Source organism: Aminobacter carboxidus (assembly GCF_014863355.1).
Taxonomy (GTDB): domain Bacteria; phylum Pseudomonadota; class Alphaproteobacteria; order Rhizobiales; family Rhizobiaceae; genus Aminobacter; species Aminobacter carboxidus.
On the sequence record NZ_JACZEP010000002.1, the window covers coordinates 539377 to 552125 of the forward strand.

12 protein-coding genes and 1 tRNA gene are annotated in these 12749 nt (G+C 62.0%); 8 read left to right on the forward strand and 5 right to left on the reverse strand.

Going from position 1 to position 12749, the window contains the following annotated elements; all coding sequences use genetic code 11:
• Positions 1 to 109: 109 nt before the first annotated feature.
• Together IHE39_RS10260 and IHE39_RS10265 are read right to left on the reverse strand one after the other, a co-directional pair.
• Complete coding sequence (locus tag IHE39_RS10260; RefSeq protein ID WP_192566388.1) at positions 110 to 1201, reverse strand: CaiB/BaiF CoA transferase family protein; 1092 nt, start codon at positions 1199 to 1201, stop codon at positions 110 to 112.
• 84 nt (positions 1202 to 1285) lie between these two features.
• Complete coding sequence (locus IHE39_RS10265; protein WP_210327544.1) at positions 1286 to 1879, reverse strand: ankyrin repeat domain-containing protein; 594 nt, start codon at positions 1877 to 1879, stop codon at positions 1286 to 1288.
• A 273-nt stretch (positions 1880 to 2152) separates the two neighbouring features.
• On the opposite strand from IHE39_RS10265, the gene rfbA reads away from it, so the two are divergent.
• From rfbA to IHE39_RS10305, 8 genes are all read left to right on the forward strand, one after another.
• Positions 2153 to 3034, forward strand: coding sequence for a glucose-1-phosphate thymidylyltransferase RfbA (rfbA, locus tag IHE39_RS10270; protein ID WP_184768041.1), 882 nt, complete (start codon positions 2153 to 2155; stop codon positions 3032 to 3034).
• Entirely contained in the window at positions 3027 to 3584 is a 558-nt protein-coding gene (gene rfbC, locus IHE39_RS10275) for a dTDP-4-dehydrorhamnose 3,5-epimerase (RefSeq protein WP_192566390.1), read from the forward strand. Before rfbA ends, rfbC begins: the two co-directional genes overlap by 8 nt.
• A gap of 2 nt (positions 3585 to 3586) precedes the next feature.
• Positions 3587 to 4666, forward strand: a complete 1080-nt coding sequence (rfbB, locus tag IHE39_RS10280; protein ID WP_343070077.1) for a dTDP-glucose 4,6-dehydratase — start codon at positions 3587 to 3589, stop codon at positions 4664 to 4666.
• Positions 4663 to 5547, forward strand: a complete 885-nt coding sequence (gene rfbD / locus IHE39_RS10285) for a dTDP-4-dehydrorhamnose reductase (RefSeq protein ID WP_192566391.1) — start codon at positions 4663 to 4665, stop codon at positions 5545 to 5547. The genes rfbB and rfbD overlap by 4 nt, the downstream gene beginning before the upstream one ends.
• 222 nt (positions 5548 to 5769) lie before the next feature.
• Positions 5770 to 6612, forward strand: coding sequence for a glycosyltransferase family 2 protein (locus IHE39_RS10290; protein ID WP_192566392.1), 843 nt, complete (start codon positions 5770 to 5772; stop codon positions 6610 to 6612).
• A gap of 59 nt (positions 6613 to 6671) precedes the next feature.
• A complete protein-coding gene (locus IHE39_RS10295) occupies positions 6672 to 7865 on the forward strand; it encodes a glycosyltransferase WbsX family protein (protein ID WP_192566393.1) in 1194 nt (397 codons plus the stop codon).
• Between the two features lie 110 nt (positions 7866 to 7975).
• The gene (locus tag IHE39_RS10300) at positions 7976 to 9064 is read left to right on the forward strand and encodes a DmpA family aminopeptidase (RefSeq protein ID WP_192566394.1); all 1089 of its coding nucleotides are present in this window, start codon (positions 7976 to 7978) and stop codon (positions 9062 to 9064) included.
• A gap of 26 nt (positions 9065 to 9090) precedes the next feature.
• Positions 9091 to 9957, forward strand: coding sequence for a D-amino-acid transaminase (locus IHE39_RS10305; RefSeq protein ID WP_184768035.1), 867 nt, complete (start codon positions 9091 to 9093; stop codon positions 9955 to 9957).
• Positions 9958 to 10203: 246 nt separating this feature from the next.
• Here IHE39_RS10305 and IHE39_RS10310 read toward each other — a convergent pair whose 3' ends face one another.
• The 3 genes from IHE39_RS10310 to IHE39_RS10320 all read right to left on the reverse strand — a co-directional run bounded on the left by IHE39_RS10310 (position 10204) and on the right by IHE39_RS10320 (position 12623).
• The gene (locus IHE39_RS10310; RefSeq protein ID WP_192566395.1) at positions 10204 to 12021 is read right to left on the reverse strand and encodes a methyl-accepting chemotaxis protein; all 1818 of its coding nucleotides are present in this window, start codon (positions 12019 to 12021) and stop codon (positions 10204 to 10206) included.
• An 18-nt stretch (positions 12022 to 12039) separates the two neighbouring features.
• Positions 12040 to 12444 carry a hypothetical protein gene (locus IHE39_RS10315; protein ID WP_192566396.1) on the reverse strand — a complete coding sequence of 135 codons (405 nt, stop codon included), beginning with the start codon at positions 12442 to 12444 and terminating at the stop codon, positions 12040 to 12042.
• Positions 12445 to 12533: 89 nt separating this feature from the next.
• Positions 12534 to 12623: transfer RNA gene (locus IHE39_RS10320), tRNA-Ser, on the reverse strand.
• Between the last annotated feature and the right edge of the window lie 126 nt (positions 12624 to 12749).

Consider the following 12749-nt stretch of genomic DNA (forward strand, 5'->3'; position numbering starts at 1 on the left):
GGCTCTCGCCTGGATAGGCTCAGTTCGAAAGATCAGCTCAAGCCGTCGGTCCACCGGCGGCTTTTTTGCTTTTGGCTCCAGACTCGGAGCCAGAGGCCGCGAGCCATGTTTAGTTGCTCCACATGCTGACCGCATCAGTCAGTGGCAGCAAGTCGTGAGGCCGGGCGCGGGCTTCGGTCGGCGTGGCTGAAAAACGCGGTGCAGGGGCGGGCTGTGTCAGTCCGTCCAGCTCAATGAAGTTCTCCCGCGCGACGAGATGCGGATGCTTCGCCGCCTGGTGAAGATCGAGCACCGGCGAAACGCAGGCGTCGGAATGTTCGAGCAAGGCGAGCCATTCAGCACTTGGGCGCGTGCAGATCAGTGCTGCGATCTGCTCTTTCAGTACCGGCCAATTGCGCGGGTCGGCGCGTAGCGCATGGGCTGAAGCATCGAGCCCGACAGCTTGACGAAACAGTTCGAAGAACTGCGGCTCGATCGGGCCGACGGCGATATGGACACCGTCCGCGCAAGCGTAAGTGCCGTAATAGGGCGCGCCGCCATCGAGCAGGTTGGCATCGCGTTCCGCTCGCCAGCCGCCCGAGGCTGCAAGGTCGTGCGCCATGCTCATCAGCTGGATGGTGCCGTCGCAAATAGCGGCGTCGACGATCTGGCCAGTTCCGGTGCGCTGGGCAGAAAGAAGTGCGGCGAGCATGCCGGAGACGAGGAACATCGCACCGCCGCCGAAGTCGCCGACGAGATTGAGCGGCGGTAGCGGCCGGTCGGCCGGGCCGATCGCGGCGAGGGCACCGGTGATCGCGATGAAGTTGATGTCATGTCCAGCGTGGCTGGCAAGCGGACCGGTCTGGCCCCAGCCGGTCATGCGGCCGTAGACAAGGCGTGGGTTGCGCTCAAGCATGGGTTCGGGCCCAAGCCCCAGTCGTTCCATGACGCCGGGCCTGAATCCTTCGATAAGCGCGTCGGCACGGTCGACAAGCTGGCGCACCATGTCAGCTTCGTCAGGAGCCTTAAGGTCTGCTTCCACTGTCGGTCGCCCGCGTCCGGAAATCGGATCGGGGAGCGTCGCCACAGCACCTGGCCTGGCTACGCGGATGACATCGGCGCCCATGTCGGCGAACTGCATGGCGGCAAACGGGGCAGGGCCAAGCCCGACGAACTCGATGACGCGGATCCCCGCCAGTGGGCCTTTCGCTGTTGCCGCCATGATGGCTCCTTCCTGCTGCCCGAGATCATTGGCCGGTCATTGAAAAGGCTCGGCTTGTTGGCGTAGTGGGCCACGCCGAAGACGTTATCTTGCGCCGGCGGCAACCAGGACCTTTTCGATGTCGGTGAAGCCGTGCTTGCGGGCGTTCTGCAGCGGGCTGATGCCGTCGCCATCGGCGAGGTTGACGTTGGCGCCGGCGTCGACGAGCAACTTGACGATGGCGACGTGGCGCGGGCCACCATCGCCGAGCACGATGGCTTCCAGCAGAGCTGTCCAGTTGAGCTTGTTGACGTGGTCGACATCGACACCGGCCTCGATCAGCGTGCGCACGGTTTCGACATGGCCGCGTTCGGCAGCCGGGATCAGCGCGGTGCCGCCATAGCGGTTGGTGCTCTTGAGATCGGCGCCATGGGCGAGCGTCATTTTCAGGATCTCGAGATGCCCACGCGCGCCGGCATAGAGATACGGGCTGTCGTTGATCGTATCCTTGGCGTTGACGTCGGCGCCGGCATCGATCAACACCTTCGCGGCATCGACCTGGTTGGCGTGGGTGGCGAGCAAAAGCGCGGTGCGACCGCCGTCGTCGCGTGCGTCGATGCCGGCGCCCCTGGCAAGCAGGTCGCGGATAGCCACCGCATCGCCCTTGCTTGCACTTACCTGCAATTCACGTTCGAGCATGTTTTCTCCTGCCGCCGGGCCAATCCATGACATGGCGGCGAATGCCAGGACAGAGGCGATCTTGAGCAATAGGCGGTTCATTCTCGTATCTTTCAATGCGTGTGGCCAGGACGGCATGGATCGCGGGCTTCGCTCGCCAAGTTTTACCTTCTGAAACCAAATCTGTTCGTGATTATGGCAGATGACATTGGTGTCTTGTTTGTGAGTGCCATACGGTCTAATGCGGATTGTCAGCTGGGACGGGGGTCAACGGCAACGACATCAGGAATCCACGTGAAGGGAATCATTCTAGCGGGCGGTAGTGGCACGCGACTCTACCCTGCAACACTTGCAGTATCGAAGCAGATACTGCCGATCTACGATAAGCCGATGATCTATTACCCGCTTGGCGTCCTCATGCTGGCGGGTATTCGGGACATCCTTGTCATCTCGACCCCGCGCGATCTACCGCAGTTCCAGCAGCTTCTCGGCGACGGCTCGGCGTTTGGCGTGTCGTTTTCCTATGCTGTTCAGCCGTCCCCCAATGGTTTGGCCGAGGCGTTTATCATCGGGCGCGAGTTTATCGGCAACAGCCCGGTGGCGCTCATCCTGGGTGACAACATCTTTTATGGCGACGGCTTGTCGGAGCGTTGCCGGGCAGCCGTCGCGCGCCCAAGCGGCGCCTCGGTCTTCGCCTATCACGTCGAGGATCCGCAACGCTACGGTGTCGTGGCATTCGACCGGACGACCCAGCGCGCCTTGTCGATCGAGGAAAAGCCTGAGAAACCGCGTTCCAACTGGGCGGTGACCGGCCTTTATTTCTACGACAATTCGGTTGTCGACATTGCGTCGTCGATCAAGCCGTCGGCGCGTGGCGAGCTGGAGATCACCGACGTCAACCGCATCTATCTTGAGCGCGATACGTTGCACGTCGTGCGCCTGGGCAGGGGATACGCCTGGCTCGACACCGGCACGCATGACAGCCTTCACGAGGCGTCATCATTCGTGCGCACCATCGAGCATCGCCAGGGCATCAAGATCATGTGTCCGGAAGAGATCGGGTTTGAACTGGGCTGGGTCAGCGAAGAGGACGTGCTGCGCCGTGCTGCCGAACTCGGCAAGACCGACTATGCGCGTTACCTTGAACGCCGGGTCAGGGAAATCGGCCATGGTTGAAGTCATCGATCTGGGCCTGGACGGCGTTGTTGAGATACGCGTGCCCAGGTTCGAAGACGCGCGCGGTTTTTTCTCCGAGACGTGGAATGCCGACAAGCTGGCGCAGGCCGGAATCGCCGTCGATTTTGTCCAGGACAACCACTCGCTGTCGCGGGAGCGGGGGGTGTTGCGCGGGCTGCACTTCCAGAAGCCACCCTTCGCGCAAGACAAGCTCGTGCGCGTGCTGCGCGGGTCGATCTATGACGTTGCCGTCGACATACGGGTGGGCTCGCCGACTTTTGGCAAGTGGGTGGGACTGACGGTTTCCGCCACGCAGTGGAACCAGATACTCGTACCCAAGGGTTTCGCGCATGGCTTTGTCACGCTCGAGCCCGACACCGAAGTTGCCTACAAGGTGTCGGCACCCTATTCGCAGCCGCATGACCGCTCGATCCGCTTCGATGATCCTGCTATCGCCATCGCTTGGCCCGTTGCTGCGCCAGAACTGATCCTGTCGGACAAGGATGCTACTGCCCCCTTGCTCGCTGAAGTCGAAACTGGATTCGTCTAGCCGTGAAAAACGTCCTTCAAACTGTCCTGGTCACAGGTGGTGCCGGTTTTATCGGCTCGGCCGTCTGCCGGCATCTCGTCGCAACCGGCAAATACCGCGTCGTCAACTTGGACAAGCTGACCTACGCCGGCAATCTGACGTCGTTGCGTGCGCTCGAAGGCAATCCGAACTACGCCTTCCGGCACGCCGATATATGCGACACCGACAAGGTGCGGCAGATCTTGGCCGACGAGGCTGTCGACCTCGTCATGCACCTGGCGGCGGAAAGCCATGTCGACCGTTCGATCGACGGGCCGATGGCCTTCGTCACCACCAATGTCGTCGGTACCGCGAGCCTGTTGCAGGCCACGCTCGACCACTGGCGGACCCTTGGCGACGAGGCACGCAAACGCTTCCGCTTCCATCACGTCTCGACCGACGAGGTGTTCGGCGACCTGCCCTTCGATTCCGGGATCTTCACTGAGGAATCGCCCTACAAGCCGTCATCGCCCTACTCGGCGTCGAAGGCCGCGTCCGACCATTTCGTGCGCGCCTGGCGCGAGACCTACGGACTGCCGGTCGTTCTCTCCAACTGTTCCAACAATTACGGGCCCTACCACTTCCCGGAAAAGCTGATCCCGCTCGTCATTGCCAACGCTCTGGATGAGCAGCCGCTGCCGGTCTACGGCAAGGGTGCCAACATCCGCGACTGGCTGTTCGTGGAGGATCACGCCAGGGCGCTTGAAGCTGTCATGACCAAAGGCCGGATTGGGGAGAGCTACAACATTGGCGGTCGCGCCGAGCGCACCAATCTCGAAGTCGTGGAGACCATCTGCACCCTGCTCGACGCACGACGGCCGCGCGCCGACGGCCGCTCCCATCTCGACCTCATCACCTACGTCACGGATCGGCCCGGGCATGACCGGCGCTATGCGATCGACCCGACCAAGAGCGAGCAGGAACTGGGCTGGACGCCGCTGGAGACGTTCGAGACCGGCCTTGCCCGGACAGTCGATTGGTACCTGGCCAATGGCTGGTGGTGGCGGCCGCTTCGCGAGCAGCGATTCGACGGAACCCGCCAGGGCCTGGTCACCGCCAAGTGAAGATCCTGGTTACCGGAACATCCGGCCAACTGGCGCGCTCGCTTGCCGAGCGCGCGCCGGGCAAAGCTGACATCGTCTTGGTCGGGCGGCCTGACCTCGATCTTGAAGATCCCACGACTTTTGCCCCGGTTCTGAATTCGGTCGCTCCTGACATGGTCATCAACGCGGCGGCTCATACCGGTGTCGATCAACAGGAAGACGAGCCCGAGCGTGCGTTTCGCATCAATGCCGAGGCGCCGGCGGAGCTGGCGCGGCTGACCCGGCTTGCAGGCATTCCGATTGTCCAGGTTTCGACCGACTACGTCTTCGACGGCAGGTTGGAGCGGCCTTATGTCGAGACGGACATACCCAATCCGCTGACAGTCTATGGCCGCAGCAAGCTGGCAGGCGAGGAAGCGGTTCGCGCCGGCAATCCAGACCATCTGGTGGTGCGCACTGCCTGGGTCATCAGCTGCCATGGCCGCAACTTCGTCAAGACGATGCTGTCGCTCGCCGCGACACGCGACCGGTTGCAGGTCGTGGCGGACCAGTTCGGCAATCCAACGGAAGCCCATGATCTTGCCGATGGTCTGCTGGCCGCCGCCGCAACTTGGCAAAAGCGGAGAGGCTTTCCACAAGGCCTCTACCATCTCGCCGGCCAGGGCCGCGCCAGCTGGTACGATCTGGCAGCTCACATCTTCGACGTCAGCGCCTCGCTTGGCGGGCCGTCCGCATTTGTCGAGCCGGTCGGCAGCGATCAATGGCCGGCAAAAGCTGCGCGCCCGGCGAATTCGCAATTGAATTCAGAGGCCTTTGCCCGCGATTTCAACTACCGCGCTGGCGAGTGGCGGGAGCGGGTCGGGGCCTTGGTCACGGAACTGACAGGGTCGACGCACAGGTGAACCTGTGCTCCGCCGCGCTTGTCGCTGCGAAGGCCAGTTGCCTGCCATTCGAAGATTTCCCGCCTGGGTTGATCACTCGATTGCAACAGCGGAAAGAAGCCGTGATTGTAGATGTGTTGTCCCGATAGCCTTTTCACTGCATAGATGTGAAACGAGGCAAAGCTCATTGCTTTAGGCAGGAGTCGGACATTTACGTTAAGTCAAGTTGATGCGGACGACTTTATGACACCGGAAGTGGATTTGATCGTCGTTACCCACAACAGCGGCTCGGTCTTGCCTGTGTTTTTGGCGACTGTTCCGCGTTGTGCAGACATTGTCGTCGTCGACAATGCTAGCGTCGACGACTCCGCGACGCTTGCCAAAAGTGCCGGGGCGAAGGTCATCGAGATTGAAGAAAATGTCGGTTATGGCAGTGCCTGCAACGTCGGTGCGGCTTCCGGCAATGCGCCATTCCTGCTGTTTGCCAATCCCGATCTCCGCTTCGAGGCTGGTACTTTAGAGGCGCTCGTCGCTGCCGCCGCCGCCCATCCCGAGGCGGCCTTCAATCCGCTGTTCTATTCGGGCTCGCGCCGGCGTTTCAGGCGGTGGTCGCGGCTATTGCCGGCGTCCGACTTTTGGTACGGAGCGCCGCCCGAACATGATTGCGCGATCCCGGTACTGCACGGCGCCTGCATCTTCATCAGGCGCGCGCATTTCGAGAAGGTTGGCGGGTTCGACCAGAAGATCTTCCTGTTTCATGAGGATGACGATCTGAGCATCCGGCTGATGCAAGCTGGCGTCGAGCTTCGCCTTGCAGCGAATGCGGCTGTCGATCATGCCGAGGGACGCTCCAGCGGTCGATCGATTGAGTCCGGGCGCATCAAGGGCGAAGCGATGGGTCGCTCGCTGGTTTATGTCATGAACAAGCATCAAATGCCGCTGGACGTGCCGGCAGAGCGCTTTCGCACATGGCTGAAGCTGCTGTGGCCACATGTGCTGTTCTCCAGCGCGCGCCGCTCCAAGCTTCTGGGATTTGCAAACGGGCTGAATGGCGGCCCGATTAATAGTTTCGGCAAGCGCCAGTGAACGCGCTGACAGGCGCCCCGTTGCGTGAAAGATCTTCCTTCTTGCGCAGAGTCTGGGGAATGTTGCGGCGGATCGCGCAGCCGTCCCGCTGGCTGGCGGAGGCACAGCAGGCGGACCGGCTCTACGATGCCCATGTCGGCAATCTTCTCGGCCATTATCCGGCTGAGGACTACAAGCCGATTGCCAGCGAAGCGCCACCCAAGACCCACGTCCGTCTGTTGGCGTACTATCTGCCACAGTTCCATCCGACGGCTGAAAACGACGCGTGGTGGGGCAAGGGCTTCACCGAATGGCGCAACGTAGCGCGCGCTTTTCCTGTCTTCGACGGCCATTATCAGCCACGGCTGCCGGGCGAACTCGGCTACTACGACCTGCGTTTGCCCGAGATCATGCGCCGGCAGGTCGAACTCGCCAAGCTCTACGGGATCTCGGCCTTCTGCTTCCATTTCTACTGGTTCAGCGGCAGGCGCCTTCTGGAAGGCCCACTGGACCATTACCTGGCGACCGCCGATCTCGATCTGCCGTTCTGCCTGTGCTGGGCCAACGAAACCTGGTCGCGACGCTGGTCCGGCCGCGAGCAGGACGTGTTGCTGGCGCAGCGGCATTCAGCCGAGGACGACGTCGCGGTCATTCGCGGCCTCGACAAATACTTCCGTGATCCCCGCTATCTCAAGATCGACGGCAAGCCCGTCTTCACCATCTATCGTGCAAGCCTCTTTCCAGACCTGAAGGCGACCATTGCGCGCTGGCGCGCCGAGATGGTCACACTGGGTTATCCCGGGATCTATCTGATCGCGACGAACGCGTTCGACTTTGTTGGTCATGAAGATGCCGGTTTCGACGCCCTGTCGGAGTTTCCACCGCATGGCATCCGTACGCCAAATGTGGAAAGCGACATGGCCGTCGCGCCGATCAAGAAGGATGGGAGAATCCGGCGTTACCCGGATGTTGTCGCGGCCGAAGCGGCCAAACGCACGGGCCGCGGCGTCATTCACCCCGGCGTGATGCCGTCATGGGACAACAGTGCCCGCCGTCCGACGTCGTCCCAGATCTACCACGGCTCGACGCCGGCTCTTTTCGAAGAATGGCTCGGCCACGCCATGAAGCGCGCGCGGGCCAACCCGGCGAACGAGCGCCTTGTCTTCATCAATGCGTGGAACGAATGGGGCGAGGGCGCTTATCTCGAACCTGACCTGAGATATGGCTATGCCTATCTCGAAGCGTGCGCAGAAGCCCTTCGGAACCATCGATGACGCCGAGAGATCGGACCGCCTGAAAGCCGTTCGTGGCATAGAAGACGGCGCCGCCCTGGTATCGAGCTTTGCCATGTCCCTTGATGGCAAAGCGCCTTATGAATTGTCGGATGAAGCTCAATTCGACAGACAGTTCCGAAGCCGTACCGCGCCGGCGGCTGCGTGACCTCGGCATTGCGCCCGGCGTCTTCGCCCCTGGCCCGCTCAATGCAATTACCGACGTCGCCGGCGTTCTGGTCGGGCACGCAACCGTTTCCGAAGGTGCCACCATCCGAACCGGCGCGACCGCCATCCTGGCGCATGGCGGCAACATCTTTCGTGACAAGGTGCCGGCGGCAATCGCCGTGTTCAACGGCTACGGCAAGTTCGCCGGCTCGACCCAGATTGAAGAGCTGGGTGAGTTCGAAACGCCAATCGTGCTCACCAACACGCTGGCGACCGGCCGGGCCATCGAGGCGATCCACGCCCATATGCTGGCGCAGCCCGGCAACAGCCGTGTGGTGTCGATCAATGCCGTGGTTGGCGAGACCAACGATTCCCGCCTCAACGACATCCGTGCCGGCCGTCCCGATATTTCGGAGATCAGGGCCGCGATCGATGCCGCAAGCGGAGGCGCTGTGGCCGAAGGTGCTGTCGGTGCAGGCACTGGAACTGTCGCCTTCGGATTGAAGGGCGGTATCGGCACAAGTTCGAGGCGCGTAGCTTTCAAGAGCGGCGAGGTCTTCACGGTCGGGGTTCTGGTGCAGTCGAACTACGGCGGGCGCCTCCTTGTCGATGGCGTGCCCTGGAATGCCAGCCCGACCTGTGAAGACAAGGACGGCTCCATCGTCATCGTCGTTGCGACGGACGCACCCTTGTGCGAGCGCAATCTGAAGCGCCTGGGTCAGCGGAGCTTTGGTGGTCTTGCCAAGACTGGCGCGGCCCTGAGCAACGGCTCGGGCGACTATGCCCTGGCGTTCTCGACCCATGAAAGCGTCAGGCGCACGCCTGAACGGCGCGCCGGCATCGTGATGACGCCGACATTGCCGAACGAACTGGTGTCGCCGCTGTTTGAGGCGGTGATCGAAGCCACGGAAGAAGCGATCCTCAACTCGCTGTGCATGGCGCACACGGTCGAGGGCTATGATGCGGGTAGCGACAAGCCGTCTCGTGTCGAGGCAATTTCCATGGAAGCGTTGGCCCTGTACAAGGCGCGCTGACATCTCACTTGCATTGGAGGGTACCTATGACCGGTGGCCAAAACCGTATCGTCTGGCTGAATGGCAACTATCTGCCGGCAGACGAGGCAAAACTGTCGATCTTCGATCGCGGCTTCCTGTTCGCCGACGGCATCTATGAGGTAACGGCTGTTGTCGATGGCAAGCTGGTCGACAGCGCCTTGCATATGGCGCGGCTGGAGCGCTCGGCCCGTGAGCTCGGCTTGCGCCTGCCCATCACCACCAAGGCGATCGAGGAGATCGAACACGGCCTGATCGAGCGCAATGGCTTGCAGGAGGGGCTGGTCTATCTGCAGCTGACACGCGGTGCCGAGGAGCGCAATTTCCTGTTTGGCGAGGAACTGGAGCCGACGCTGCTGCTGCTCACGCAGCCGAAGGTGCTTGTCGACGTTGCCGCAGCAAAGACCGGCATTGCCGTCAAGACGCTGGCAGATCTGCGCTGGGCCAGGCGCGACATCAAGAGCGTGTCGCTGCTGCCGCAGGTGCTAGCCAAGCGTGACGCCAAGGCGGAAGGCTGCGACGAGGCGTGGATGACCGAGGATGGCCATGTCACCGAAGGTGCGTCGTCGACCGCCTACATCATCACCCATGACGGCAAGATCGTTTCGCCCGCCAACAGCCAGCGCACGCTGCCCGGCTGCACGCGGCAGGCGCTTGTCCAGTTGGCAGGAGAAAGTGGCCTGATACTCGAGCAACGCCGCTTTACCGTCGAGGAAGCATTGGCCGCCGCCGAAGCCTTCATCACCAGCGCCTCGACCTTCGTCATGCCGGTGACCAGCATCGACGGCAAGCCGGTTGGCGGCGGCAAGCCGGGGCCGGTCGTCACACGGCTGCGCGAGATCTATGTCGATCACGCGCGCAAGAGTGCTAGCTGACGCGCAAGGGACCTGATCAGCAGGTGCGAACGGTGCCTGTATCTATCGAGGCCCGCCGCTAAGGCAGGCATGCAAATGCGGTCGTCCTTGCTGCAGATAGTCAAGAAGGACCGCAAGGCGTTCGCTGGCGGCAAGGTCGCCGATGCGGCCTGACTAAGCTAGGGAGGCAGCGACGCTGGAGGAGGTGGCCTATCGGCCACCTCGACGTTTATCGGAGGCTCTGTCTCACGATGCGGCTTGCTGCTGTCAGGCAGCGCGACGCTGGCCCGGCAATGCCGAAGCGGTGGCAGCCTCCGCGAGCGCGAACTGCGTGATCAGCTGGCGCAGGCGGGCGGCTTCGTTGGCGAGCGTCGCGCTGGCGGCGTTGGTCTCCTCAACCATGGCGGCGTTCTGCTGGGTTACCTGGTCTATCTGGTTGACGGCAGTGTTGACCTCGGCAAGGCCGGTCGACTGCTCGCGCGCGGAGGTGGCGATCGCGTCCATGTGTCTGTTGATGGTCACGACATAGGTCTCGATGGTCGTCAGTGCCTCGCCGGTTTGCCGTACCAGCTTGACGCCGGCCTCGACCTCGACACTCGAATGACGGATCAGATCCTTGATTTCCTTGGCTGCCTTGGCCGAGCGCTGCGCCAGTTCGCGTACCTCATGGGCGACGACGGCAAAGCCCTTGCCAGCCTCGCCTGCCCGCGCCGCCTCGACGCCGGCGTTCAATGCCAAAAGATTGGTCTGGAAGGCGATCTCGTCGATGACGCCGATGATGTTGGAGATCTGGCCGGAGGCTTCCTCGATCCGGCCCATGGCTTCGACCGCATTTGCCACCACCTTGCCCGACTGCGCAGCACTGGCATTGGCCTGCATCGCCACCGCCCGCGCCTCGTCGGCGCGCTTGGAGGAGTTGAAGACATTGGCGGTGATCTCGTCGAGCGCGGCAGCCGTCTCTTCGAGCGAGGCCGCCTGCTGCTCGGTGCGGCGCGACAGGTCGTCGGCGCTGACGCTGATCTCACGGGTTCCGTTGTTGATCGATCCGGCCGACAAAGTGACGGCTGACAGCGTGCCGCCGAGCTGGCTGATCGCGGTGTTGAGATCATGGCGCAGTGGCTCGAAATCCGGCGCGAAGGATTGCTCCAGCTGGAACGACAGGTCGCCGGAGGCGAGCCGGCGGAGACCGGCAGCTAGCCCGGAGGTCGCCTGCTGCAACCGTGCCTGGGCAGCGGCTTCCGCCTCTTCGGTCATGCGGATGCGATCGCTCTCGGCCCGGGCCCGCGTGGCCTGTGCCTCCTCTTCCATCCGCCGGTTGGCAATCGCTGCCTGCCGGAATACCTCGACGGCTCCAGCCATCTCGCCGATCTCGTCGCTGTGCCCGGAATAGGGAACCGCAGTCGTTGTGTCGCCGGACGCCAGGCGGTGCATTGCTTCTTGCATGCGCTTGAGCGGGACCGTCACGCCGCCGATCACCAGCCAGACGGAGACGCCGACGATGACGAGCGAGACGACGGCAAGCGCGCTCATCCACAGGACGATGGCTGACTTCAGATCGTTTGCGGCGCCAAATTCCTCCTGGGCCACACGCAGCTGGAGGGTAACCAGGTCGCTGATGGGCGTGGCAAGCGGATCGATCGTCGGATAGAGCCGATCGACGACAAAGCGATCGAGCGATGCCTGGTCCTTTCGCGCGATGATGTCGATCAGAGTGTCGATCTCACTTTTCGAGCTCTCGCGAAGTCCGGCGAAACTTTCGGCCAACGCCTTTTCATCCGGTGTCATGGTCGTGGACGCATAGGCCGTCCAGGAACGGTCGATGGCTTCGATGGCGACGCGCAACGCCTTCTCGCCCTCCGCCCAATCGAGCGCGCCGCCCCTGACCTTGTGTGCCGTGTCGACAATGTTGACGGCGTACATGTCCGCGACGGTCTTCAGGTGGGTCATCGGCTCGACGCGGTCGACGACAATGGTACGGGTCCGCTCCGACATGGATTGCAGCGCCAAAAAGGCTGTTCCGCCTGAGATCAGCAACAAAACCGCCAGGAGGGCGATACTGGCAATGAGCTTCAATCTGATCGTCATGACGGGTTCCGGTTCGCTTCAATGTCGACACTTATCCCGACGATAAGATTGCAATTTTATTAAATGAAAATATTTGTTTTTTGTTCTTGCTGGGTTCTCTGACGGCATACGGGAAGGCTCTTTGCGCGTTTCAACCAGAGCGTTGCTTGAGGCGGCATAAACTGCAACACTAGGGTTCGCGACAGCATATCCCGTCACGCCAATCCCAGAAGCGAATACCAGAGCAGCAAGAATTGTCGAAATTCTGAAGCGCAAGATCGACTCCCGGGTTGTGGGGCCAACAATCAGACCTATTCGTCGACAGACTTCGTCGCAAATAAAGTCTCGATCAAAACGACAGATATGACCGAATTGCTGCGACAGAACTAACTGATGATCGTCGCCACCTTCAAGGTTGCTTTCAGAGCCGTAGGCTCCTGCCATGAACCGCTCAGGCGAGGTCGGAAGCAGCCGTCATTGCGCTGCGCCAGCCGGCGATGCCGGGCCAAAATGAATCGGGCTGTGGAGGGCGATGGCGGAGAGGGAGGGATTCGAACCCCCGATGGGCTTGCACCCATGCCGCATTTCGAGTGCGGTGCATTCGACCACTCTGCCACCTCTCCGCGGTCGTGATCGGCCGTTACCGGCGCGGCGCACTAGATAACGGCTCATGGTCTGTCGCACAAGACCAAATGTGACCGCAATCATGTATCTTTTGCGTCGGGTGGATTTACCCAGCGCGACGCTGC